The sequence below is a fragment of the Streptococcus sp. SM3 genome, assembly GCF_027497875.1.
This window is the reverse complement of record NZ_JAJNSA010000033.1, coordinates 1-25,165: the sequence shown is the minus strand read 5'-3', so window position 1 is coordinate 25,165 and position 25,165 is coordinate 1. Positions and strand designations below refer to the sequence as shown.

At 35.6% G+C, this 25,165-nt stretch carries 29 protein-coding genes, 1 pseudogene and 1 riboswitch; of the genes and pseudogenes, 17 read left to right on the top strand and 13 right to left on the bottom strand.

Annotated features, from left to right (window positions below; all coding sequences use genetic code 11):
* Positions 1-113: 113 nt before the first annotated feature.
* Positions 114-332: riboswitch (FMN riboswitch) on the top strand.
* A 164-nt stretch (positions 333-496) separates the two neighbouring features.
* The 9 genes from PAN06_RS06815 (at position 497) to rpsI (ending at position 9,408) form a co-directional block, all read left to right on the top strand.
* Positions 497-1,060 (top strand): ECF transporter S component, encoded by a 564-nt coding sequence (locus PAN06_RS06815; RefSeq protein WP_261124960.1) that lies wholly within the window; start codon positions 497-499, stop codon positions 1,058-1,060.
* On the top strand, positions 1,050-1,700 hold the full coding sequence (locus PAN06_RS06810; protein WP_269795923.1) for a phosphatase PAP2 family protein: 651 nt from the start codon (positions 1,050-1,052) through the stop codon (positions 1,698-1,700). Before PAN06_RS06815 ends, PAN06_RS06810 begins: the two co-directional genes overlap by 11 nt.
* Positions 1,701-1,972: 272 nt before the next feature.
* Entirely contained in the window at positions 1,973-3,019 is a 1,047-nt protein-coding gene (gene pheS / locus PAN06_RS06805; protein WP_000103743.1) for a phenylalanine--tRNA ligase subunit alpha, read from the top strand.
* Positions 3,019-3,528 carry an N-acetyltransferase gene (locus PAN06_RS06800; RefSeq protein ID WP_269795922.1) on the top strand — a complete coding sequence of 170 codons (510 nt, stop codon included), beginning with the start codon at positions 3,019-3,021 and terminating at the stop codon, positions 3,526-3,528. Before pheS ends, PAN06_RS06800 begins: the two co-directional genes overlap by 1 nt.
* 76 nt (positions 3,529-3,604) lie before the next feature.
* Positions 3,605-6,010, top strand: a complete 2,406-nt coding sequence (pheT, locus tag PAN06_RS06795) for a phenylalanine--tRNA ligase subunit beta (RefSeq protein ID WP_269795921.1) — start codon at positions 3,605-3,607, stop codon at positions 6,008-6,010.
* A gap of 235 nt (positions 6,011-6,245) precedes the next feature.
* Positions 6,246-7,139, top strand: a complete 894-nt coding sequence (locus PAN06_RS06790; protein WP_269795920.1) for an ABC transporter ATP-binding protein — start codon at positions 6,246-6,248, stop codon at positions 7,137-7,139.
* The gene (locus PAN06_RS06785; RefSeq protein ID WP_269795919.1) at positions 7,136-8,335 is read left to right on the top strand and encodes an ABC transporter permease; all 1,200 of its coding nucleotides are present in this window, start codon (positions 7,136-7,138) and stop codon (positions 8,333-8,335) included. Before PAN06_RS06790 ends, PAN06_RS06785 begins: the two co-directional genes overlap by 4 nt.
* A 215-nt stretch (positions 8,336-8,550) precedes the next feature.
* On the top strand, positions 8,551-8,997 hold the full coding sequence (rplM, locus tag PAN06_RS06780) for a 50S ribosomal protein L13 (protein ID WP_001044624.1): 447 nt from the start codon (positions 8,551-8,553) through the stop codon (positions 8,995-8,997).
* Between the two features lie 18 nt (positions 8,998-9,015).
* The gene (gene rpsI, locus PAN06_RS06775) at positions 9,016-9,408 is read left to right on the top strand and encodes a 30S ribosomal protein S9 (RefSeq protein ID WP_000075973.1); all 393 of its coding nucleotides are present in this window, start codon (positions 9,016-9,018) and stop codon (positions 9,406-9,408) included.
* A gap of 109 nt (positions 9,409-9,517) precedes the next feature.
* On the opposite strand, the gene PAN06_RS06770 is transcribed toward rpsI, so the two are convergent.
* From PAN06_RS06770 to PAN06_RS06740, 7 genes are all read right to left on the bottom strand, one after another.
* Entirely contained in the window at positions 9,518-10,732 is a 1,215-nt protein-coding gene (locus PAN06_RS06770; protein ID WP_165941779.1) for a site-specific integrase, read from the bottom strand.
* A gap of 69 nt (positions 10,733-10,801) precedes the next feature.
* Positions 10,802-11,065: a helix-turn-helix domain-containing protein gene (locus PAN06_RS06765; protein ID WP_132972639.1), complete on the bottom strand. Its 264-nt coding sequence runs from the start codon at positions 11,063-11,065 to the stop codon at positions 10,802-10,804.
* A 10-nt stretch (positions 11,066-11,075) separates the two neighbouring features.
* Positions 11,076-11,738 (bottom strand): replication protein, encoded by a 663-nt coding sequence (locus PAN06_RS06760; protein WP_132972637.1) that lies wholly within the window; start codon positions 11,736-11,738, stop codon positions 11,076-11,078.
* Between the two features lie 330 nt (positions 11,739-12,068).
* Positions 12,069-12,791 carry a hypothetical protein gene (locus tag PAN06_RS06755; RefSeq protein WP_132972635.1) on the bottom strand — a complete coding sequence of 241 codons (723 nt, stop codon included), beginning with the start codon at positions 12,789-12,791 and terminating at the stop codon, positions 12,069-12,071.
* 1 nt (position 12,792) lies between these two features.
* Positions 12,793-13,365, bottom strand: coding sequence for a hypothetical protein (locus PAN06_RS06750; protein WP_132972633.1), 573 nt, complete (start codon positions 13,363-13,365; stop codon positions 12,793-12,795).
* A gap of 53 nt (positions 13,366-13,418) precedes the next feature.
* Positions 13,419-13,736 (bottom strand): hypothetical protein, encoded by a 318-nt coding sequence (locus PAN06_RS06745; protein WP_132972631.1) that lies wholly within the window; start codon positions 13,734-13,736, stop codon positions 13,419-13,421.
* A 13-nt stretch (positions 13,737-13,749) separates the two neighbouring features.
* Positions 13,750-14,085 carry a hypothetical protein gene (locus PAN06_RS06740; protein WP_132972629.1) on the bottom strand — a complete coding sequence of 112 codons (336 nt, stop codon included), beginning with the start codon at positions 14,083-14,085 and terminating at the stop codon, positions 13,750-13,752.
* A 248-nt stretch (positions 14,086-14,333) separates the two neighbouring features.
* Between PAN06_RS06740 and PAN06_RS06735 the strand changes: the two genes are divergently transcribed.
* Together PAN06_RS06735 and PAN06_RS06730 are read left to right on the top strand one after the other, a co-directional pair.
* Positions 14,334-14,900 (top strand): hypothetical protein, encoded by a 567-nt coding sequence (locus PAN06_RS06735; RefSeq protein WP_132972627.1) that lies wholly within the window; start codon positions 14,334-14,336, stop codon positions 14,898-14,900.
* A 2-nt stretch (positions 14,901-14,902) separates the two neighbouring features.
* Positions 14,903-15,061, top strand: coding sequence for an LPXTG cell wall anchor domain-containing protein (locus PAN06_RS06730; protein ID WP_243701284.1), 159 nt, complete (start codon positions 14,903-14,905; stop codon positions 15,059-15,061).
* Positions 15,062-15,468: 407 nt separating this feature from the next.
* Here the strand turns inward: PAN06_RS06730 and PAN06_RS06725 are convergent, their stop codons facing one another.
* On the bottom strand, positions 15,469-16,623 hold the full coding sequence (locus tag PAN06_RS06725) for a site-specific integrase (RefSeq protein WP_269795918.1): 1,155 nt from the start codon (positions 16,621-16,623) through the stop codon (positions 15,469-15,471).
* 51 nt (positions 16,624-16,674) lie between these two features.
* Positions 16,675-17,193, bottom strand: coding sequence for a helix-turn-helix transcriptional regulator (locus tag PAN06_RS06720; RefSeq protein WP_000181350.1), 519 nt, complete (start codon positions 17,191-17,193; stop codon positions 16,675-16,677).
* Positions 17,194-17,340: 147 nt separating this feature from the next.
* Here PAN06_RS06720 and PAN06_RS06715 point away from each other — a divergent pair, with 147 nt between their 5' ends.
* The 5 genes from PAN06_RS06715 to PAN06_RS06695 are packed head-to-tail and all read left to right on the top strand — an operon-like array spanning position 17,341 to position 19,337.
* Complete coding sequence (locus PAN06_RS06715; protein WP_000005472.1) at positions 17,341-17,622, top strand: hypothetical protein; 282 nt, start codon at positions 17,341-17,343, stop codon at positions 17,620-17,622.
* 8 nt (positions 17,623-17,630) lie between these two features.
* On the top strand, positions 17,631-18,470 hold the full coding sequence (locus PAN06_RS06710) for a phage replisome organizer N-terminal domain-containing protein (protein ID WP_001014727.1): 840 nt from the start codon (positions 17,631-17,633) through the stop codon (positions 18,468-18,470).
* Positions 18,463-18,822, top strand: a complete 360-nt coding sequence (locus tag PAN06_RS06705) for a hypothetical protein (RefSeq protein WP_000092745.1) — start codon at positions 18,463-18,465, stop codon at positions 18,820-18,822. Before PAN06_RS06710 ends, PAN06_RS06705 begins: the two co-directional genes overlap by 8 nt.
* Before the next feature lie 7 nt (positions 18,823-18,829).
* Positions 18,830-19,162, top strand: a complete 333-nt coding sequence (locus PAN06_RS06700) for a hypothetical protein (RefSeq protein ID WP_269795917.1) — start codon at positions 18,830-18,832, stop codon at positions 19,160-19,162.
* A complete protein-coding gene (locus tag PAN06_RS06695; protein ID WP_000469564.1) occupies positions 19,143-19,337 on the top strand; it encodes a hypothetical protein in 195 nt (64 codons plus the stop codon). Before PAN06_RS06700 ends, PAN06_RS06695 begins: the two co-directional genes overlap by 20 nt.
* A gap of 460 nt (positions 19,338-19,797) precedes the next feature.
* On the opposite strand, the pseudogene PAN06_RS14370 reads toward PAN06_RS06695, so the two are convergent.
* Positions 19,798-20,160 (bottom strand): annotated as a pseudogene (locus PAN06_RS14370) (hypothetical protein).
* 284 nt (positions 20,161-20,444) lie between these two features.
* Between PAN06_RS14370 and PAN06_RS06690 the strand changes: the two are divergent.
* The gene (locus PAN06_RS06690) at positions 20,445-22,433 is read left to right on the top strand and encodes a hypothetical protein (protein ID WP_269795916.1); all 1,989 of its coding nucleotides are present in this window, start codon (positions 20,445-20,447) and stop codon (positions 22,431-22,433) included.
* A 705-nt stretch (positions 22,434-23,138) separates the two neighbouring features.
* Here the strand turns inward: PAN06_RS06690 and PAN06_RS06685 are convergent.
* The 3 genes from PAN06_RS06685 to PAN06_RS06675 all read right to left on the bottom strand — a co-directional run.
* Complete coding sequence (locus PAN06_RS06685; RefSeq protein WP_269795915.1) at positions 23,139-23,804, bottom strand: hypothetical protein; 666 nt, start codon at positions 23,802-23,804, stop codon at positions 23,139-23,141.
* A gap of 58 nt (positions 23,805-23,862) precedes the next feature.
* A complete protein-coding gene (locus tag PAN06_RS06680; protein ID WP_084861945.1) occupies positions 23,863-24,699 on the bottom strand; it encodes a VanW family protein in 837 nt (278 codons plus the stop codon).
* The coding region (locus PAN06_RS06675) for a YqeG family HAD IIIA-type phosphatase (RefSeq protein WP_269795914.1) at positions 24,683-25,165 on the bottom strand (483 nt) is incomplete at its 5' end. The genes PAN06_RS06675 and PAN06_RS06680, both read right to left, overlap by 17 nt.

Below are 25,165 nucleotides of genomic sequence, written 5' to 3'. Positions count from 1 at the left end.
AACTTTGCAGGTCTTGAGCTTGTTCATACCTATGAAGTGGATAAATTGAAATAAAAAATGAAAATGAAAATGAACAAAATGCTTGCGCTTGCAAGCGTTTTTTGTTATGATAAAAGAGTCTTCAGGGCAGGGTGAAATTCCCGACCGGCGGTAAATTTGACTATCTATTTTAGCTTTCTCGTCGTTGTCTTGTCTCGATATACTTTAAGTATTATCTTCGACTGCGACGCCTAGATAAATCTAAAATATCTTAGCTAAATAAGTCCGCGAGCGCAAGCTGATGTGGTGAGATTCCACAACCGACAGTATAGTCTGGATGGGAGAAGACGAAAGAATAGCTTTGTCTGTTCTGATAGATTTATAGCTAAATTGTAACCGCTTGCTTTTATTTTCTTTAATAGAGTGAGAGGGAACTTTTGAGATATAAAAAGTGAGAATAGATAGAGGAATCCTTTCTAACTTCTTCTGATTTTATAGAAAATTGGAGGAACCTGTTATGACAAACACACGTCGACTTTCGACCATTGCGATTTTATCAGCCATCTCATTTGTGCTGATGTACTTTGACTTTCCGCTTTTACCAGCGGCGTCCTTCCTCAAGATTGAATTTAGTATTTTGCCAGTCCTTGTGGGCTTGGTGGTCATGGATTTGCCTGCTGCTCTAGGAGTTCTCTTGCTTCGCTCACTCTTGAAACTGCTTCTTAACAGTCAGGGAGTGAATACTTATATTGGCTTGCCGATGAATATCGTAGCTTTAGGAGTTTTTGTCATCGTATTTGCTTTGATTTGGAAAAAGGAACGGACAAGCCTTCGTTTCCTACTAGGCTCTCTAGCTGGGACTATTGGTTTAACCGTGGCTATGTTGGTTCTCAACTATGTTTATGCTGTTCCTTTGTACGCTAAGTTTGCTAACTTTGATATTGGAAAAATTTTGGGACTTTCCAACTACCTAATGACTATGGTGTTGCCTTTTAACTTGATTGAGGGTGTAATCTTTTCCGTTTCATTCTGGTTGTTGTACGTTCTCTTGAAACCAACCTTAAAACACTATGAAAGATAAACAAACATTTTTAATGAAGGGCAGTTTTGCCCTTTTACTTTTCGTTATTCTTGGCTACATGGTCAAATTTTATCCTGAAACGCTGGTCGGTTTTGACCAACCGATACAGACTGCCGTTCGAGGAGACTTGCCAGATTATTTGACTATTCTCTTCCGAGCCATTACACGCCTGATTGATATCCCAGTGATTATCACTTGGGTTGTCATTACAGCTTTTGTCTTTTATCGTAAGCGATGGAAGATAGAAAGTTTCTTCATGCTGGGAAATCTGGCTTTAGCAGGTCTTTTAATCGTGACCTTTAAAAATATCTACCAGCGCCCACGACCAGCTATTTTACACTTGGTAGAGGAGAAGGGATTTTCTTTTCCAAGTGGGCATTCTCTGGCTGTAACCTTGATGGTCGGCACTCTGATTGTCATCCTCAGTCAACGGATTAAAAATCCAGTCTGGAGAAAAATCGTGCAAATCGTCCTTGCTCTCTACCTAGTCAGTGTGTTGGTATCAAGGGTCTATCTGGGAGTTCATTATCCATCAGACGTTCTTGCCAGTCTCTGTGTGGGCTTGGGAGTCTTGTTTATCGAATTTCCCTTCTATGACAAGCTTCGCTTCCAATGGCGATTTAAAAGCAAGCAGAAGTGAGATAGGTCTTGCAAGAATGGTAAAAATCTGATAAACTAAGTAGTAATTGAATAGGAATCCGCAAGACTAGTAACTCAAGGGAAGTATATCAGGGAGGAGAGCCGTGACTGCAAGCTCTCTATATGAAAGCTGGGTGAATTCACTTGCGCATGGATTTAGAAATGAAGGTCTGACTTGTCAGATGAAAACGGATGGTACCGCGTGTCAACGCTCCGAGTGGAGTTTTTGGCATGTGGTTTTCTTTTTATCTACGAGCGACTGATGGAGGAATTATGTCAACTATTGAAGAACAATTAAAAGCGCTTCGCGAAGAAACGCTGGCTAGCTTGAAGCAGATTACTGCTGAAAATGAAAAAGAGATGCAAGATTTGCGTGTCTCAGTCCTTGGTAAAAAGGGTTCGCTCACTGAAATCCTCAAAGGGATGAAAGATGTTTCTGCTGAGATGCGTCCAATCATCGGGAAACACGTCAATGAAGCTCGTGATGTCTTGACAGCAGCCTTTGAAGAAACAGCTAAGCTCTTGGAAGAAAAGAAAGTCGCGGCTCAACTGGCTAGTGAGAGTATCGATGTGACGCTTCCAGGTCGTCCAGTTGCGACTGGTCATCGTCACGTTTTGACCCAAACCAGTGAAGAAATCGAAGATATCTTCATCGGTATGGGTTACCAAGTCGTGGATGGTTTTGAAGTGGAGCAAGACTACTACAACTTTGAACGTATGAACCTTCCAAAAGACCACCCAGCTCGTGATATGCAGGACACATTCTATATCACAGAAGAAATCTTACTCCGTACTCACACGTCTCCAGTTCAGGCGCGTGCTATGGATGCCCATGATTTCTCTAAAGGTCCTTTGAAAATGATCTCACCAGGGCGTGTGTTCCGTCGTGACACAGACGATGCAACCCACAGTCACCAATTCCACCAAATCGAAGGCTTGGTTGTTGGGAAAAACATCTCTATGGCTGACCTTCAAGGAACCCTTCAATTGATCGTTCAAAAAATGTTTGGTGAAGAGCGTCAAATTCGTTTGCGTCCATCCTACTTCCCATTCACAGAGCCATCTGTTGAGGTGGATGTTTCTTGCTTCAAGTGTGGCGGAGAAGGCTGTAACGTATGTAAGAAAACTGGTTGGATCGAAATTATGGGTGCCGGTATGGTTCACCCACGTGTCCTTGAAATGAGTGGTATCGATGCGACTGTTTACTCTGGATTTGCCTTTGGTCTTGGACAAGAGCGTGTAGCTATGCTCCGTTACGGAATCAACGATATTCGTGGATTCTACCAAGGAGATGTCCGCTTCTCAGAACAGTTTAAATAATGATTAGAAAAGTAGAAATGGCAGATGTTGAGGTGTTGGCTAAAATTGCCAAACAAACCTTTCGTGAAACATTTGCTCATGATAATACAGAAGAGCAGTTACAGGAATACTTTGAAGAGGCTTATAGTCTGAGAGTTTTGTCAACTGAGTTGGAAAATCCAGAATCCGAAACCTATTTCATTATGCATGAAGAGGAGATAGCTGGTTTTCTCAAAGTCAACTGGGGAAGTGCTCAGACTGAGAGAGAATTAGAGGGTGCTTTTGAAATTCAACGCCTCTATGTGCTACAAAAATTTCAAGGATTTGGATTCGGTAAGCAACTGTTTGAATTCGCTCTTGAACTTGCTACAAAAAATAGTTTTTCTTGGGCTTGGTTAGGTGTTTGGGAGCATAATACAAAAGCTCAAGCGTTTTATAATCGATATGGTTTTGAAAAATTTAGCCAACATCATTTTATGGTTGGTCAAAAAGTAGATACGGATTGGTTACTGAGAAAGAAATTAAGGTAAGAAGATGATTCTTCTATTGAAATGATAGGAAAGGAAAAGAACTAGAGTGACAACTGTCATTCTGGAGAAATAAATTATGCTTGTATCTTATAAATGGTTAAAAGAATTGGTGGACATTGATGTACCATCACAAGAGTTGGCTGAAAAAATGTCAACTACAGGGATCGAGGTAGAAGGTGTCGAATCACCGGCTGCTGGTCTCTCAAAAATTGTCGTCGGTGAGGTCTTGTCTTGCGAAGATGTGCCAGAAACTCACCTCCATGTTTGTCAGGTTAACGTTGGCGAAGAAGAAGCCCGTCAAATCGTCTGTGGTGCACCGAATGTGCGTGCTGGTATCAAGGTCATGGTGGCACTTCCAGGAGCTCGTATCGCTGACAACTACAAAATCAAAAAAGGGAAAATCCGCGGTCTTGAGTCACTTGGAATGATCTGTTCGCTTGGTGAATTGGGAATTTCTGATTCAGTTGTGCCTAAGGAATTCGCAGATGGCATCCAAATCTTGCCAGAAGATGCTGTTCCTGGGGATGAAGTCTTCTCATACTTAGACTTGGATGATGAAATCATCGAACTTTCTATCACACCAAACCGTGCAGACGCCCTTTCTATGCGTGGGGTGGCTCACGAAGTAGCAGCTATCTATGATAAGGCAGTCAACTTTAAAGAATTTACTCTTTCAGAAACTGACCAAGCTGCAGCAGATGCTCTTTCTGTGGGCATCGAGACAGACAAGGCGCCTTACTATGCTGCTCGTATCTTGGATAATGTTACTATCGCACCAAGTCCACAATGGTTGCAAAATCTTCTTATGAACGAAGGAATCCGTCCAATCAATAACGTAGTGGATGTGACCAACTACATCCTTCTCTACTTTGGTCAACCAATGCATGCCTTTGACTTGGATACCTTTGAAGGGAGTGAGATCCGTGTACGTGAAGCGCGTGCTGGTGAAAAATTGGTGACTTTAGATGGTGAAGAACGTGACTTGGAAACAAATGACCTAGTCATCACTGTCGCTGACAAGCCAGTTGCTCTTGCAGGTGTTATGGGTGGTCAAACAACAGAAATTTCTGAGAAATCTAGTCGTGTTGTCCTTGAAGCTGCTGTTTTCAATGGCAAATCTATCCGTAAGACCAGCGGTCGCCTCAACCTTCGTTCTGAGTCATCTTCTCGTTTTGAAAAAGGGATCAATGTGGCAACTGTTAACGAAGCTCTTGATGCGGCAGCTAGCATGATTGCAGAGCTTGCAGGTGCGACTGTGCGTAAGGGTATCGTTTCAGCGGGTGAACTTGATACCTCTGATGTGGAAGTTTCTTCAACTCTTGCTGATGTTAACCGTGTCCTTGGTACAGAACTTTCTTACGCGGATGTAGAAGACGTCTTCCGTCGTCTTGGCTTTGGTCTTTCTGGAAATGCAGACAGCTTTACAGTCAGCGTTCCACGTCGTCGCTGGGATATCACTATCGAAGCAGACCTCTTTGAAGAAATCGCTCGTATCTACGGATATGACCGCTTGCCAACCAGCCTTCCAAAAGACGATGGTACAGCAGGTGAATTGACTGCGACACAAAAGCTCCGCCGTCAAGTTCGTACTATTGCTGAAGGAGCAGGTTTGACAGAAATCATCACCTATGCTCTAACAACTCCTGAAAAAGCAGTTGAGTTTACGGCTCAACCAAGTAACCTTACTGAACTCATGTGGCCAATGACAGTGGACCGTTCTGTCCTCCGTCAAAATATGATTTCTGGTATCCTTGATACCGTTGCCTACAATGTGGCTCGTAAGAACAAAAACTTGGCCCTTTATGAGATTGGAAAAGTCTTCGAACAAACAGGTAATCCAAAAGAAGAACTTCCAAATGAGATCAACAGCTTTGCCTTTACCTTGACAGGCTTGGTTGCTGAAAAAGATTTCCAAACAGCAGCAGTTCCAGTTGATTTCTTCTATGCTAAAGGAATCCTTGAAGCCCTCTTTGCTCGTTTGGGACTAGAAGTGACCTATACGGCAACATCTGAAATAGCTAGCCTCCACCCAGGACGTACAGCTATGATTTCACTCGGTGACCAAGTTCTTGGTTTCCTTGGACAAGTGCATCCAGTCACTGCTAAGGCCTACGATATTCCAGAAACGTATGTAGCTGAGCTTAACCTTTCAGCAATCGAAGTGGCCCTTCAACCTGCTACTCCATTTGTGGAAATCACCAAATTCCCAGCAGTCAGCCGTGACGTTGCCCTTCTCCTCAAGGCAGAAGTCACTCACCAAGAAGTTGTGGACGCGATCCAAGCTGCAGGCGTAAAACGTTTGACAGATATTAAACTCTTTGACGTCTTCTCAGGTGAGAAATTGGGACTTGGTATGAAGTCAATGGCTTATAGCTTGACCTTCCAAAATCCAGAAGACAGCTTAACGGACGAAGAAGTCGCACGCTATATGGAAAAAATCCAAGCGTCTCTCGAAGAAAAAGTGAACGCAGAAGTGCGTTAAAGTATCAATCCATCCTTCGGGGTGGATTTTTGCTTTTCAAATAACAATTCAGGATCAAAAATAGACAGTTGAGGAACAGAGAAGATAAATTGGAGCTTACCAGTGTATAATGTACTCATAACTCAAAGTACCCTAAGATTTTTTACTAAAATGAGGATAATGAAAATGGACAGAAATCATTGTAAAGGCTATCAAAAAGGAGTATAATGAGTGCAAGACATTTCGGAGGTGAAAGATGCTAGAGGTAAGAAGTCTAGAGAAAAGTTTTGGATCCAAGCAAGTTTTGTTTGGTATTGACTTTCAAGCGCGACCAGGTCGTATTTTGGGACTAGTCGGGAAAAATGGTGCTGGGAAGACAACGGTTTTCCACAGTATTTTGAAGTTTTTAGAATACCAAGGAGAAATCAGTCTAGATGGTCAGGATATTCGTCAAGAGACCTATGCTCGGATTGGCTATTTGCCTGAAGAACGCAGTCTCATGCCTAAATTGACAGTCCTTGAACAAGTTCGCTACTTGGCGACTCTAAAGGGTATGGATGCCAAAGAAATCAAGGAAAAACTCCCTCAATGGATGAAGAGGTTGGAAGTGAAAGGGAAGCTGACTGATAAAATCAAGAGTCTGTCAAAAGGAAATCAGCAGAAGATTCAGCTCATCATTACTCTGATTCATGAGCCAGACTTGATTATCTTGGATGAGCCTTTCAGTGGATTGGACCCAGTCAATACAGAATTGCTCAAGCAAGTCATTTTTCAAGAAAAAGAACGTGGGGCAACCATTATCTTTTCTGACCATGTCATGACCAACGTCGAGGAGCTTTGTGACGATATTCTCATGATTCGAGATGGCCGTGTGGTCTTGCATGGGCCAGTTCAGGATGTCCGCAATCAATACGGGAAAACGCGTCTCTTTGTTTCAAGTGAACGAAGCAAGGAAGAATTGGAAAATCTTCCTCATGTCAAACAGGTGAGCTTGACCAAACAAGGTAGTTGGAAATTGATCTTGGAGGATGAGAGCGCTGGAAGGGAACTCTTCCCAATCTTGACTCAGGGGCAATATATCGCAACCTTTGACCAGCAAGCGCCAACAATCGATGAAATCTTTAAACTAGAATCAGGGGTGGAAGTATGAGAACTATGTGGGTTGTAATGAAGGAAACCTATCTTCGACATGTCAAATCGTGGAGTTTCTTCTTTATGGTGATTTCACCATTCTTGTTTATCGGTCTCTCTGGAGGAATTGGCTATCTCCAAGGGTCTTCTATTGCTAAGAATAGTAAGATAGCAGTAGTAACAACTGTGCCATCTGTGGGAGATGGGCTTAAGGGTACCAACGGTATCAACTTTGATTATCAGGATGAAGCCAGTGCCCAAGCTGCTATCAAAGATGAGAAAATCAAGGGTTACCTAACCATTGACCAAGAGGACAGCGTCCTCAAGGCCGTCTATCATGGTGAAACTTCTCTTGAGAGTGCTATTAAGCTAGGAGTAACGAGCAAGTTAAATGAGCTTCAAGATCAACTCAATCGTTCGGCAGCCAATTTGTCACAAGAACAGGAAAAACGCTTGGAACAAACAGTTAACTTTACGGAGAAAATTGATGAATCCAAGGAAAACAAAAAAATTGTTCAAACCATTGCTGCCGCAGGGCTTGGTTTCTTCCTTTATATGATTTTGATTACCTATGCTAGTGTCACTGCTCAGGAAGTGGCTAGCGAGAAAGGAACCAAAATTATGGAGGTGGTCTTCTCTAGTATCCAAGCTAGTCATTATTTCTACGCTCGCATGCTGGCTCTGCTTCTTGTGATTTTGACCCATATTGGCATTTACGTCGTGGGTGGACTTGCTGCCATTCTTCTCTTTAAAGACCTACCAATCTTGGCACAATCTGGTATTTTAAACCATATAGGAGAGGCTTTCTCGCTCAACACCTTATTGTTTGTCTTGGTTAGCCTCTTTATGTACGTTGTTTTAGCAGCCTTCCTAGGTTCTATGGTTTCTCGTCCTGAGGATGCAGGAAAAGCCTTGTCGCCTTTGATGATTTTGATTATAGGTGGTTTTTTTGGAGTGACAGCTCTAGGTGCAGCTGGTGACAATCTCATCTTGAAGATTGGTTCATATATTCCCTTTATTTCGACTTTCTTCATGCCGTTTAGAGCTATTAATGGTTATGCAAATGGGTTAGAAGCTTGGATTTCGCTTGCTATTACGATTGCTTTTGCAGTAACGGCAACAGTCTTTATCGGGCGTATGTATGCTAGTCTCGTTTTGCAGACAGATGATTTAGGTCCTTGGAAAACCTTTAAACGTGCCTTATCTTATAAATAGAAGAGCCTCGCGAAAGCGAGGTTTTTTAGAGATAAAAAGAGTGGAATTCAGAAAAATATTTTTCATATCTATTGACTTTTAGGGGTGAAATTTGGTATTATAGTAGGCGGTATTGTTTACCCCATTTGAAAGGCCCCGGAACCTTCCAAATACTTTTCGATGGGAAGGAACACCCATCACCGTAAACAAAAATCGAACTATATATAGGAGAAATCATGAACAAAACAACATTTATGGCTAAACCAGGCCAAGTTGAACGTAAATGGTACGTAGTTGACGCAACTGATGTACCACTTGGACGTCTTTCTGCAGTAGTTGCTAGCGTACTTCGCGGAAAAAACAAACCAACATTTACACCACACACTGATACAGGTGACTTTGTGATTGTTATCAATGCTGAAAAAGTTAAATTGACTGGTAAAAAAGCAACTGATAAAATTTACTACACTCACTCAAACCACCCAGGTGGATTGAAACAAATCTCTGCAGGTGAACTTCGTTCTAAAAATGCAGTACGTTTGATCGAGAAATCAGTTAAAGGTATGCTTCCACACAATACTCTTGGACGCGCTCAAGGTATGAAGTTGAAAGTATTTGTTGGAGCTGAGCACACTCACGCTGCACAACAACCAGAAGTCCTTGATATTTCAGGACTTATCTAAGGAAAGGAACAATAAAGTATGTCACAAGCACAATATGCAGGTACTGGACGTCGTAAAAACGCTGTTGCACGCGTTCGCCTTGTTCCAGGAACTGGTAAAATCACTGTTAACAAAAAAGATGTTGAAGAGTACATCCCACACGCTGACCTTCGTCTTGTAATCAACCAACCATTCGCAGTTACTTCAACTGTAGGTTCATACGACGTTTTCGTTAACGTTGTAGGTGGTGGATACGCAGGTCAATCAGGAGCTATCCGTCACGGTATCGCTCGTGCCCTTCTTCAAGTAGACCCAGACTTCCGCGATTCATTGAAACGTGCAGGACTTCTTACACGTGACTCACGTAAAGTTGAACGTAAGAAACCAGGTCTTAAGAAAGCTCGTAAAGCATCACAATTCTCAAAACGTTAATCAATACGATTATATCAACGTTTCAAAGCACTCAAGAGTTTACCTCATGGGTGCTTTTTTTATGTTTTTTGAAAAAGTTCACCTCAAAGTTTACCTTATTTTCACCTTATTATTTTAGAGACTGTAAGGCAAATTCACCGACGGCCATAGGGACTACATTAGAAGTATTGACATAAATCTGTGTTGTACCTGTGTCGCTATGAGTTAGAGCTTCAGAAATGGCTTCTAAGCTCATTCCTGCTTGTTTAGCGAGCGTTGCTCCCGTATGACGTAGTTTGTGTGGCGTAGCGTGTGTAAGCTCTGGGTGTCGCTTTCTGATAGTTTTCATCTTATTATTGAGATAGTCAGAATGTAAAGGTTTATTGATATTACCTTTGGTATCTATGTAAGTAAAGATGAATTGTTCTGGATTACTGATGATACCAAACTTTGCCAGTTCATATTTTTGTTGTTTTTTCCATGAAGTCAGAAGTTGAAGTAAGTCACTAGAAATAGAAAAGATTGTTTTTTTATTTCCTTTGGTAGATTTTACTTGTCCGTATCTATCTAAAGCCTGAATTAACTGAATCTGAGATTTTGAAAAGTCGATATGTTTCCACTGGAGAGCATATGTTTCTGATTTTCTATCTCCGAGGAAAAAAGTGAGATAGAAAAGGACGTAATCTTTGAGTGATATTTTATCATTCTCTAAATCCTCTTTAAAGGCTGAAAACCACTCTTGGAGTTGCTCATGAGTTAAATATAAATCTTCATCACGTTTTGATTCTGCAAGTTGAATTTTTTTTACAGCCTTAATTCGTCTTAAAGTTTTTGCAACTCTATTTGATTCAATATACTCAAGTTCTTCCGCCCAATCAAAAATAGAAATAACGTAACTTCGTAAAGTTTTGAAGTTTGCATATTCGTTAGCTTTTGCCGTCATCAAATTTAGAATAACCTGTTTATTTTGGTTTAAAAATTGAATCGTATAGTTGCCAAGAAGTGGTAGTATATGCTTTTCAAAACATGTTTTGGTATTAGCAATTGTTGACTTGCTTGGTGGCTTAGAAGTGGATGTAGTTTGTCCTGCTTTATAAGAGTCCCACCAGATATTGTTATAGAAGTTTGAGAAAAGAATATCTCCTTTTGCTAGTCCTGAAAACTCATTATCCTCTATTTGATTTAACTTGGTAAGCAAGTCTATCTCAGCTTGCCTTGCCTCCTTTCTCGTTTTGAATCTCTTATCGTAATAATTGCTATTGACAATTCCAAGTGGCATTCGTGCTTCAATTGGGATATAGACTTTTAAGCGATAAGTTCCGTTTTTTGTCTTACTGATAGTCATGATATTCTCCTTGTTGTGTATCGAACCAGAAAATATCATGACTATTATAAAACAAAAATATAGATATTTCTAGTTTTGTGAGTAAAGCCATGAATTAATGGCCTCTTTATTAAATCGTATAGTCTTGCCTATTTTTATTGTAGGCAGTCCTTGTTTAATCCAACTATCAAGAGTATTGTTTGAGATACCCAAATATTGGCAAGCCTGTTGTTTATTTAAAAACGGACTGTTAAGATTATTATTGTTTAACCTAATTTCAATTTCTTTCTTGATTAGTTCAGAAATTAGGTGCTGAATCTGATTAATTTGCTCATCTGGTAAAATAACTTGCATAATATCCTCCCTATTGTGCTACAATTGAAGTATCAGGAGATTTATAATCTTCTGTACCTACTTCATCAGAATTGCTCGCCAAAGTATCTTCTGATGAGGTTTTTTTATTGTTTTGGGGATTATAACGTCTAGAATCTAAAAATTTTGTAAAAAAGTAGGTTCGTTCAATTATTAATCCCAGTAGTGAAATATCTTTGTTCCTAGCGTAGTGAACTAAGTCTTCGAACTCGGTAAAATTGTTATCGGTAATTACATCGATAACAGTTTCCAAAAATAAATTTGAATTTTGCTCTATCAAGAACTTATCAAGTTCGAATCCACAACCTGATTCAATATCCTCTATGCTGTATAAAGTTTTTTCAGGGTTCTCTGCATGTATGAAATAATCGTACATACCTTTTGGTGACATGACAGGTTCCACATGGCTAGGACCGTTTAGTTTATCTTGGATAAACTCTGACACCTGAGAGTAGCTTTTGAGAGAATCAAAGTAGAATGCTCCATGCTTATGTGCTTTCTTAAATTCTCCCGTTTCTTTGTTTATATCCTTGTCGTGCCAAGGACTAAGAATAAATGGAATGTGTAACTCTTCGAAAATATCTAAATAATTTTCTGGAGCACTTTCTTTATAGATGAGAAAAGCCCATTTATTAGAACGTTGTTTTTTTGCCATTTTGTCTTCTTTCTATGATTATTGAATATTGATTTATTGGGGGTCGTAGTAACCCCAATAAATCTTATCTAGGGGCTTTGCCCAACCCCCAGCCTCTCCTGCCCGATGAAACCCCATCGAACCGAGAACGCTTGCCAATTCAACAAGGGACGGGGTAGTATTTTTTGGCGCTTCACTCCCTGCCTTTGGCATCGTTGCGCTTAAAAAATCTCCACCCCTCAAGCCCTTGCAAATAGGCATTTTTCTGCTAATGAGGTCGTGCCGACACCTATACCGATGAAACCATTTGCAAGGGCAGTGTCGCATCAAACAAGTGTAGCAGAAAAATCGCTAGCTATATCTTGAAAATAGCTCTTGTATCCGCTGGTTTAACCGTTCTTCGTCTCTTACTTGAATAGTGCGAAACATCTTAACAGGTTCCCCTTCTAGCTGAAAATAGCCATATCCTCTAGGTTTTACTACAACTTCATCTTTTTCCATATCAGGAAAAAGGAGTTGCCTGTTATTCGTAGACATGAGAAAACTAGTAGATAATGAAATTATACAGTTGAAGTTATACCGACCTGGTAAATCTACCATTAAGAACCGCTGACTAGACAGAATAATTCGTAAACCTAGACTTCTACCCATGCTATTCATCATCAACATTTTTGATAAAATATCTTTATGTTTCTTCTTATCAGTCTGTTCTAGATAAGCTAGGAAAGCTTGCCACTCATCGAAAATCAGGTAAAGATTATGAGAGTTTTCTTCTTGCTTATTAAGTCTGGCTTTAAAACGATTATAAACAGTCTCAAACAAGTCGAGGCATTCAAAACTTCTAGCAACATGATTTCCAGTCATTGAAAACATATCTTCATCAGCTTTAAAATCCATGAAATATGCTTCAGCAGTTTCGTCATAAAAGGAAATCAATCCTATGAGCCTGCGTAAAAACGTAGACTTGCCTACTCCTGATGGTCCAGCAACGACCCAGGCATAGTGTCTGTCTATATCAATAGAAACAGGAGTGGGTTGACCTCTGTTGTTGACTTCAAAAACGTTTTTAATCATCTTAGAAGTCTTCTTCTTGATTGATTTCAGTCTGTCTTGCCATACGATTGTATGTTGCCTCTTCGATTGTTTTGACATCGAATATAGCAACCCAACCAGCGCCTATGACCTGTTCAACAGTTAATACATCCAATGCAAACTCACTAGTGTATTTAGAAATAACTCCTATGAAGTAGTTTTCTAGTGAGAATTTTTCATCATCATTTAAATTGTTCACTAGATAAATCCAAACACCGACTCCGTTACTAGTTGAAGGAGAAACAGTCTTGATTTCAAGATCTCTGTTTAAATTCTGGTTTAAATGGTACACTACATTTTGGAGAACTATTATTTTTCTCTTATGAGTATTTTTTTCTTCGAAGTAGATTTGGAATTTATTAAATATAGATTTAGCCAAGTGAAAAATCGTTTCAACCTGGTATAGTAAGATTTGTAAAGAAACTACCTTTAAATTTTTTGTTTTTACTACTTTACCAGTAAAAAAATCAGCTCGTCTTTTTAAGAAAATAAATGAATAAATCAGAGCATACCAAAGAAAAAATACTAATAAAATATTGAATAAAAAGTAAAACATTTTTCCTCCTCAAAGTGAAGAGCAGCTGAAATATACACCAGCTGCTCAAAAAATTAAATGCTCACAGTAATGTAGTAACTGATAACTACCTGAGAATCATTGAGTTCAGCACTTACTTGTAGGTTTTTAGCTGGTTCATATTTTTCGAAATCCCGTAAAATTGCTTCCGTTAATTTGTGGGTATCAAACCAGCTAGATGACAAAATTTCAAGTAGGTTACTTCCGCTAACAAGAACTTCCCCAGTAAATATATGCAAAAACGAATTAGAATTTAAGTCGTATTCTCTGTGTGAAATATCCAGGGTGGGTAAGACACCATTTGCATGAAGATTATGTAGCAATAATGCTCTCATAAGTTCGTGAATTTCCATATTAATTTCCCCTTTATTTTTCAACAATTGTGACGGAATCAGCAGCATACCAACCATGTTCGCCTGATGTAGTACCGCCTCGAACATTTCTAAAATGAAGAATGGTACCAAATTTAACATCAACTGCATTTGTTGTTTTAATAGTATATTCTAGATTGTTTTTGGTATCAACGATTGAATATTTAAATTTTCCATCAACGTTTGCAACGGAGCCAGTTGAAACTACTTGTAGAACTGGAATTACATCAACTGTATATTTGTTTCCAGTTTTCTCGCTACTCATTATTGTAGCTTGTGTTTTATGTTTTAGAACTTCTTCAAGAGTTCTTTTCCAACTTGGAATTGCCATATTATTACCTCCATGGCTTCTATAAGCATCAACATAGGCAGATAAGCCTAAACTGTCTGTTGATAGTGCAATAGTGACAGCAACTACTAATTTATAAGTCGGCCAACTTATGAGCCTATTATTCCATAAGTGAATACTTTTGTAAACGGCATTTATTCATAATCCAGGTTCATTTAATTAGAAACTTTTGACACTTTTTTAAAAATGTTTTATACTAGAAATATATAAAAGAATAAGAGGATAAGCTAATGTATTTTTATTTTCGAGATTTAAAGGAAGAAAAGCAACGAGAGTTTATTTCAAAAAATTTGGCAGAAATTCTATATGAACAGAGAAAAAAAGATAAAATTAGCATGGAAGAATTTTTGAAAAGATATTTCGATTATAATATTTACACAAAGAAGACAGGTTCGTTATCATTATCACAATTAAAACGATATGAAAAAGAATTCAAAAATAATCAAATAAATACAATACCTAAGAAAAATAGTATAGTATTGGATATTGTTTTAGAAAAAATGGAATCAATTACCAATGAGATATATAGAAAAAAAGTCTACATGGATTTACTAAAAAAAGATTCAATTATTTTAGCACAAAATCTAAATGAACTTGGATTGCTTGATTGTATTGAAAAATCTTCAGACAATTTACATGCAATGTATATGTATAACAAAGCGTTTGGTAGAAATTATACCAAAGAATATCTTCTTGATTGGCTAGTTTCTAACGCAAAAAAGAACTTATCTGGTGAATTAATGGCAGAAGTAATTTATGAAGATAGACTAACACGACATGATATTTATAATGATTAAAATTGATAAAGTATATCAAGTGCCTGCAAAAGTTACCAACGCAAAAGCTGAATCTAAGAAATAACTATCAAAATACAGGAGAGAAAGAATCAGGCCTCCTAGCTCTAATTGGAGCAAGCACTGGCCTCCTTGCATTGGCAGGAAAACGAAAATATAGATAAAAAAAGAGAGTGCCTAGCTCTCTTTTCTATGTTGTTGTTCTGGTATATATAAATTTTGTACAGGGTAAACTTTTGATATTCTGGTTCGATTTTATCTTATTTTTAATGAAAGTTTACCTTATTTTAATCAAACTGATTGAAATTAGTTGAAATTTTATTTTTTAAAAACTTATGAAAACGTTGATTTTAAAGAACTTTGAAATTAGATGAAATAAGTGGTGCCCCAACCAGGTCTTAAGAAAGCTCGTAAAGCATCACAATTCTCAAAACGTTAATCAATACGATTATATCAACGTTTCAAAGCACTTTGCAAAGATTTTGCAAAGTGCTTTTTTGTCGATTTTTGAGCTAGAATAGCTTTGTGATAACCTTCTGATAACCTCTTCAAAATTTTAAAAATCATAATTCTATTTTGCTTTATTGAGATAATCTGCAAATTTGTCAATAGAGTTTTTCTCACCAGTTTTTGTGGTGTGAGTATAGACATCTAATGTCATCTGACTGCTTGCATGACCGAGACGTTTTGATGTATTAGAAGGATCGATTCCAATTTCAGACATAAGTGTTGCATGTGTATGTCTAAACCCATGTGGGCTAATTGGTTTTAATTTATGCTTTTTAATAATTCGATTCAGTACATTATTAATGTAATCAGCATGCAAAGGTTCAATTTTGTCATTGCTTGATATGTAAGAGAACATATATTCGTTACTGATATTTAGTTTTGTAAGAGGCAACAGAGATTGTTCTTTCAGATAGAAATTTCTCCATTGCTTAATAATATCGATTGTCTCATCATCAAGATAGATTGTGCGAACTGAAGATTCATTCTTTGTGCTCTTTTCAATTGCTTTACCGTCAATTCTTCCTAGACTTTTGTCTATGTTCAATAGTTTGCTATCAAAGTCAATATCAGCCCATTTTAAAGCGTATAACTCCCCTTTTCGAAGTCCACTAAATGCAAGAAGTCTAAAAAGAGCAAAATGTTTAAATGGCTCAGTTTCTTTCACTATATCAAGGAAATGATGTAATTCCTCCAGAGACCAAAAATTATCTGATCTAATTTTTTTGATTTTAGGCATGATAACATTCTTCATTGGATTTCGATCAATGTAGTTCATGTTGATTGCAAAATCAAAAATTTTTGAGGTATAGGATTTTATCTGTTTGATATTTTTGAAAGTCTGAGATTTTTGTGTAATAAAGTTTTGACAGTCTAAAGGACTGATTTGGTCAATAAATTTATCGCCAAATATTGGTAGAATATGTATTCGATAGATATTCTTAGTTTGGGAAGAAGTTGTTTCTTCAACGGTACCAACATAGGCCTTAAACCATTCTTGATAAAGTTCTTTATAAGTGACTTTGGGGTTAGGTTTGTCGGTATTTACTGTGGGGGCAACGACACCAGCTTCTAAACGAGCTTCGTACAATTTTGCCTCTTTTTTGGTTTTGAACCCTCTCTTTAAGTGCCTTTTTTTCTTTCCATAAGCATCTAAGCCAATGTAAAAGCTGACATAGTATAGGATTCCTTTTTTTGTTTTGTATTTGTGTATAGACATTTTTTCTCCGTATCTAAGTTTTCGGAGCTTATGTAATTGAGAAATGAGTGTCTATCTATTTTTTCTATCTTCTTGGCGGATAGCGTATTCGTCTGTTTTAATCCAGCTCTGCCAAACTTTAGAATCTTTATTTTGGTGATTCATATAATCTATAAACTCAGACATAAAACGTTTGTTTTTCTCAGCTAGATATTCTGAGAATATATGACGAAATTCATCTGAAAAACTATCATCAAGTGGTAGTGTTAATGCCCTTTCGCCAAATTCGATGCTCTTCTTTAACTTCTCCATATCGCTTTTAAAAGGTGTCACAGAACCAATTTTAGATGTTTTGAAACTATCTGTAACAATTTTAAGATTTGATGGAGCGTGTGGGTTGCTATCAAGTCCCATAATGTAAGCGACGGAAACATTAAAGTATTTTGCCAATTTTTCAGCATTATCTTTTTTAGGTTTGCGGATTCCTTGATTGTATCCAGAAAGTGTAGGATAGGCTATATTTGTAGCTTCGCTAATTTCTGTCAATTTTTTTCCGCTATTTTCTATCAGTTTAGTAATATGATTCGTCATAAGAACCTCCTTTTTATCATTATAACACATTTTATTCTTTTTGAATAAAAAAGCTTGACAAAAATTCAAAAAGGATATATAATTCAAAATGAATAACAAATTAAATGGTTTCGGAGCTTATTTAATTTAGAAATGAGGTGTGAATTTATGTCGGAAACTACTTTAGTTGTCCAGCTTCCTAAAGAATTAGAGAAGCAATTACGTGCTCACTATGATGAGATGATTTCAAATGCTGTAGCAAGAGTATTTGAAGATAAAGAACTTTATAAACCTATGGTTCGTATGTCAGGTTTGTCTAGGTGGTTAGATGTATCTACGACAACAATCCAAAAATGGACGAAAGAAGGAATGCCAACCATGGTGATTGATGGAGTGACTTTATACGATAAAAGAGCAGTAACACGATGGTTGAAGCAATATGAAAGATAGGTACTCGTATGAATGGTGTTCAGTGGATCAAGATAACAACAGATATATTTGATGATGAAAAAATTCAGCTAATAGAATCAATGCCAGAAGGAGATACTCTTATTGTAATATGGTTTAAAATTCTGGTGCTTGCAGGAAAGCAAAATAATAGTGGCATATTAAGTCTAGGGAACAAGGTTTATTACACAGAAGAGATGCTTTCAACAGTGTTTAGGCGAAAGGCTACATCTGTAAAATTAGCTCTCAGCATGTTTGAAGAATTTGGCATGATAGAAATCATAGATGGCGCTATTACCATTCCAAAATGGGAGAAACATCAGAATATAGATGGACTAGAAAAGATTAGAAAACAAACTAGGGAACGTGTTGCTCGTCATAGACAAAAACAAAAAGCACTAATTACAGGCGAGCCACAACTCGTTTTAGACTGTAACGTTACAGTAACGGATGAAAATGATAATGTAACGCAAGAGATTAAGAACAAGAGTAAGAATAAGAAAGAGATTGAGAATATACTGGATAATAGTTCTAGAAAGCCTGAAACTTATATTCCACCCAAATATTATTCTTTGTTAGAATCCATTTCTTATAAGTACAATGATAGATTTTTGTATCCTAACAATTACACTTTAACACATGCTCAGAAGATGAAGATAGGCGAGTATTTGGCTAGTGGGTATGTAACTAGTGATGAAGTCATTAGCATGATTGAACGGATTCCTGAGGATGCGACGTCTCCTTTGGCGTATTTATTTAAGTCTATGGAGAATTTAAAGCAGGAACGTATGCTGGAGTGCAAAGCTATTGCTCATGAAAATGCCAGAAAGAAGTATATGATAAATGAGTAGATATCGGACTGTTCTAAAGAAATGTTATATCACTGAAGAGCAAAATGAAATAGTGAATAACTTGATTGAAATGACAAATCATCTAAGTTTTTCCTCTTATGCCAGAAAAATGTTATTTAAGAGCTCGCCTATTTATCTTCAATTTGATTTTGAATCTTATCATGACTTTATATTTCAAGTTAGAAGAATTATCAATAACTTACGTCAGTTAGAAAGAATAGCAGAACAAAGTGAGGATTTGGATAATGTAAGGATATTTCACTACTGCGTTGAGCTGATGATAGAATATGAAAAGAAGACAAGTAAACAAGTGAAAGAACTTGTAAAACGACTAAATAAGAAAACGAGGTGATAGGACCATGAGAATAAAATCTGTGTTGAAACAGGTGTTTTTGACGGAAGAAGAAAATAAAAAATTAAATGATTGTATGAGGAAGGAAAATATTCGTAATTTTTCTGAGTTTGCTAGACAAAAATTAATACGAACAGATTTGAACATCCAAAAAGTCTCTTTTGAAGCGTTAGTTCCTTTGATAGAAGAATTGGAACAAGTCGGAAAGAATATCAATTCTATAGCCCGTCTTGCAACTGTAGTTGGGAGAATAAGCTATGAAAACAAAATGGATATGTCTATTTTGATGCAAAAAATAGTTGATGTGATGGAGGAAAAAGATGTTTATTTTCAAAAGTAATATGGATAAGGATTTTGATCAGATATGTGAATACATATTGAAATTAAAGCGAGCAGAATTATTTCTTCATGGAATTAAACAACAAGATAAAACGAAGGCTCGTTTGTATCATGCGATGCTGGAATACTATGATGCTAACCATAAAAAAGAAAGACATATGAGAATTTTAAAATAAGGAAACGCTGTTAAAAATTTTGCAGCGTTTTTTATATATCTTCTTAAAATATTTGTACACACAAATGACAGTCAAATTGATTTTTGGGATTATTTTATCGAGAAGGAAAGATTTCTCATAATATGACTTTGCGAGCTCAGAGTCTGTATACACACACTCCCAAAATCATCCTAAAATTTGTATACACAAAGTGTATGTACTTTTTGGGATGATTTGAATTTTGGGGAATCCCCAAACCCCTGATGAATTATACGAGCAAAAAAATTTGGGAGTAAGTTTTAGAAAGAACTATTCTAAAGTATTTAAAATCTGACTTTAAGTAAATTTTTTATTATGTGACTATTAGCCTGTCTCACTCCGCTAGGTGCGAGACAAAAAAATACCCGCTATGCGGGTGTGTACTGACCCCCAAAAGTTAGACAGAAAAAATCTAACTTTTGGGGTCAGTACAAAAGCGTTTTTATTGTATAAAGAATATCAAATAGTTTGAGGGTTTTACTTGTCGCTGTATTTCTTCACTATCCTTTTTGTAATACTCCTGCTTTGTTCCTGAAATATCTACAGTGAATACGTCATCCTTGAAGGTATAATTCTCTTTTCGGTTTATGATATTAGAGCCAGTCGGTTCGATTGTTGCACTGTCTTTATCAATTGTAAAGGTGTCGGCCTCTCCTTTGTTACCTGAAATGGTAAAGGCAACTTCATTTCTACTCTCGTTTATTCAACGGTATTCGCCATCTAAAGAATTGCTTGATTGGTTAGAGCATGCAATTAATAAAATTGTAGATAGAGACACTAAAAGTAATGTGATAAATCTTTTCATTTACATACTTTTTATTTCTATATTATATTAAAGAAACATTACATAAGTAAGACAGTAATTTTTTAGGTTGATCTATTTCTTTCGGGAAAATCATTATTTTTCGGAAACCTAAGTATAATAGTTACACTTTTATGAGTTTGTAGATTTAATGCAAATAACATATGTTTGTTATGATATAATAAAGGTGCTGGTTTCTCAGACTTATAAATAGTAGTTTTTGTTTTTCATGAATACTCATTTAATATCAGTAGCAAATAAATAGTTCTTTAGGGGGATAGTAAAGTATGAAGGGCATTTTATCTTATAAATTATTAGTAGTACTATCATTTTGTGTAAGAGAAATTTCCAAGTTATTTTTCTTTATTCTTGGAATTGTAATACATCCGATAAAAAATATTTCGATTTGGATGATAGTGTTATTATCAGGATTAATAATGGGAAATATCTCGATTCAATTAACTGGTAAAGACATGTTTTTGATGTCAGCTGGTCTAGTATCAATAATGATATTTATATCAAATTTTCTAGAGAAACAGACAGTTGATATAGATAATAAAGATAATTTCTATTTAGGTTATAATATTAAAAAATTAAAATTCCATGATAATTTCTGGTTAAAAAGATTTAATGAACTTCCTGTTAGCCTTCTATTTTGGCTAATAGCTGGTTTTCCAATAATTGTTATCTGTTCAAAGTTAGAATTCAATATCGAAATATTTAATAAAATATTTAAGAGTATGAATGAAAACATCGAATATATCAAAGTGATTTGGCTTTCTGCGTTTGTAGTCATTTCAACTTATTGTACGGCGCTTTTGATAGAGTCAGTAGCATTATCAAGTAAAACCTTTTCACAAAGTTATTTATATAAAACTACTAATTTATATGAAAAAATAAAAATAGGAGCAGAAATTGAACAGTCTTTTAAAAAACTATTCAATAACATTTTTAGTTTTAAAACTATAGTAGGATTAGAGGATGACTTACAATTTAAAATTGAAAGAGGAATTGATTACATTATAAATAGAGGTACAGATGTTAGTTCAAATGAAGAAGAATTACATAAGTTCTATGATCTTGCATTTAATTGTGAAGGGAAAAAAATAGACGTTTTAATAAAAAGAATAAAGAAGTATTTTGAAACTGAAGAAAATAAAAAAATAAGGTATATAATTCATGCTATTTTACTTAAAAGAAATCTAGACATTATTTACTGGTATTATATACACAAGTGGAGTATCTTAAATCGTTTAAAGGTAATGCCTACAGAAATTGTAAATCTTGCAATAATAGATTTATCGAAATTGCTTGATATAGAAATAGACTTTTATAGGAGTAAAGATTATCAAGATATATTTTGGCAAATTTGTAATGGAGATATAAAAAGTGTTCGATTGTCGCGACCATATAATAAATCAAATCGCGATAATATAAAAAGAAATTATTGTATTTATAGGATATATTTAGTAATGCTAGAAAAAGTAGAAGATATTAACTTCTTAAATCAGTTGAAAAATCCTAAAGATATAATGGATCTCTTGAATGTTTTTAATGAGATTGATAAAGAAGGAGAAAATAGCAAATATTTTTCATCTATTTTTTCAATTCTTTTTTTAAAGACTATTGATAGGGAGTATAAGGATAACGATTTTATTAATTTATTCTCAAAAAAGATGAGTGATAAGTACATGCCAGAATATCTCAAGAATGAACGAGTTAATTGTAGTAAAAATATTTTATTGAGTGGAGAATTTAGCGAAGATTTGATGGATAATAATGCTTTAGACTATCTTTTGATGTTTATGAAATTAGAGGATATTATTTTAGTATTGACTTTCTGTTTAGCTTATTCAGAACGATCTGGTAAAGAAGTAATGAAGATTGAAGAATTTAAAATATGGAAAACTTCTATTTATAATCAAAATTTGATAGGAGATATCGAAAACATAAGATACTCAGAATTTTTATGTAAGTTATGTAATAATTCAAATGTGAATCATTTTATTTTTGAAGGTTTTATTAAATGGATGTGGGATTCAATATTTAAACCATTTGACGAAAATATTTATGAAGAATTTCTGAAGCTGGGAAATGATGGAATCCGACGTAATTTTAGTCTAGATAGATATTTTATTGTTAGATTGCTATTATGTACTTACCCTAATAAGTCAGTATCACTTTTTGATTTTAAAGAAGAAAATAAACAAAAAATTAAAAAGGAGTTAAGTAGTATTAAAGTAATATTGGAAAATGAAAATATCTGTTTATTCTAAGCTAATAATGAAGTAAAGTAAACTGATGGAGGAATAGATAGTGAGAGGAGAGATTTGTTATTTGAGATTAATTAATGTATTATAGGATTCATATTTCCCTTTTTCAATCAATTATAGTAAAAAAATTTCAAATTTTTAAGGTATAGTAGTCTTACAAAATGCTTTAATAGAATGATTTTAATTTATAGTGAAATGCTTCTCTCTCAAACCAAGTCTTAAGAAAGCTCGTAAAGCATCACAATTTAGTAAACGTTAATTCGAAAGAATTACTATACTTATACAGAGCACCTTTCGGGGTGTTCTTTTTATACTTTCTTACTAAATTGGGGCAATTGACACAGTTGTTGCTACTTTAGTCGCTTATAAATGTGGCTGCAACCTGACAAGGTCGGTAGCCTCAAAACGTTAATCAATACGATTATATCAACGTTTACAGACATTCAAGAATTTTCTCTTGGATGTCTTTTTTTGTCTGAAAATTAGAATTTTCATCACTGATTTTTAGAGTGATAACATGAAATATTTTTCATGTTGAAATGGTTTTAGAGTTATAGCATTTTTTCTGAATTTCTAATTTATTTCAAAATAAAAAAATTACCTTCTAAAAATTAGATGCAAAATCTAATTTTTAGAAGGTAGTTTGTTAATATTAAAATCGAATTTATTGGATAAAATTAAAGAGTTAGCTATAAAGCATATTTTGCCTTATTTTTCCATATAATTACAAACATTATTAATTTGTTTATGAAAATCTGTGCCAAATTTTTCGTCAAAAAATGCACTTCCGACTGTGAAAGCCCAAGGATTTGCCTCAATGACTTCATCTAAACGTTCATAACTATCAACACTGCCAGCCAAACAAACGGGAGCCTCTATAGCTTGAACAAAAGCATTGTTTAGTTTGACAGGATCACCTGTATATCGGTACCCTAGCAAGTCAAATCCGTAAACTCCTTTTGCTAGATATTCCTTTGCCTCAGAAATCATGTCCTCGATAGAACCTTCTAGAATAGATGGGCGATTAGTAATTTGTCCAACAAATGGCATGTATTTCATGTTGTTTTCTTTGCAGAATTGATTGATTGAATCAAAGAAGACAGTTCCCATTAAAATATCACACCCACATTCTTTTGCAATTTTTGCACCGTGAAGTCCACTTTCTTCGTCATATTCAACAACTTCAAGAAAAGTAGTTTTGCCGCAAGATTTCATTCTGGAGAATAGAGACTTCATTTCAGAAATAGGAAGAGGTTTTTCCTTAAATCCCCAATACTGAGCTTTAGAGTTTTTACAGGATTCGAAAATTTCACTAGCATTTTCAACTGTGTGATCATTATGTGTCAGCATAACAATTAATTTAGGTGAGTTCATAAAAGTTCCTTTTGATGTTAATTCTAAGTTATTTTTCTTAAAAATAAAAGTACTTAGGTTACTGTCTAATCATTTCTTTAGGAATGAGTTTCGGATCGTACATGACTTTTGAATGATTTTTCAAAATAAGCTCTTTTTCCAAAGTTTGTTCAGTTATTCTATCAAGTTTTTCACGATAAATCATGGAGTTGCGATAGTAATAATTGCCTTCTTTTTTGAAATGATGATTTTCTTCAACTATCTGATAAGTGAACGGAAATTGTGATTCACTTCTTAACTCGCCGAAGAGAATCTCATTTTCAGTCCATGTTCTCAATTGAATAAGTTGGTCAGTATTATTTTTAAAACGATAGTCCTGATGATTATACTGTACAGAAGTTCCATTTGCAAATGGTTTCCTAGTACCTTTATCAGGGTCTAATGCATCAGAGTGAGAATGAAATTCTGTAATTTCCATAGGACTATGAACAATTAAAAGATGAAGCAAGTTAGCTAAATTACATAGCCCGCCGCCAATATCAGGTTCTACTTTACCATTAACAATAACTCGCCCTTCCTGGTATCCTTTTTTCTTAGTTGTATTACCAACTAAACTCCAAAAAGAAAATTCTTCTCCTGGATGAATGATAATGTTATTTAGATTTTTACTAGCAATCTGTATGTTAGTAGCTTTTCCTTTTTGAAGAGTAATATCAATGCCAGGACCACGTTTTATCAGTTGGGTAGAATATGATGAAACTAAGTTAGGTAATATCTTTTCTTGACGAATTTTAGAGAATTTTTTTCCTTGTTTAAAGTTCTGGATATGTCGTTTTAGATTTTCTTTTTTTAAAGAGATTTTATATGTTGTAGGACTAATTTCACAAAATAATAGATCCTTATTCCAAAAAACCATGTTGTTTCTCCTTTTTGATCACATCTAAATTTTTATTTTTTTGTCTCAAAAATGGGTAAGTATGAAGTATTAATTTTTCAACCCATCGTTTTTTACCAATTCCGCCTTCTTTAGGATCATATAAAAAATCAACTAAGATAGTGGAGATATTTGCACGACTAGCTCCGAGCACATCTGTAAAAAGTTGATCTCCAATCATAACTGTTTCAAATGGTTTTAGCTGCATCATGTCAAGAGCTTTTTTAAAGTTCTTAGGATTTGGTTTGTCAGAAAGAGGAATAAAAGGCACAGATAAGTGTTGATTAAATTCTGATATTCTTTCTTCGTCGTTGTTTGACAAAAGAAAAATTTGGAAACCAATGGCTTTGAGATTTTGAAAAAGTTCAATAACTTGTTCTGTAGCAGGGGCACCATGCATCACAAGAGTTTGATCGATATCAAAAATTAATCCTTTAAAACCAAGTTG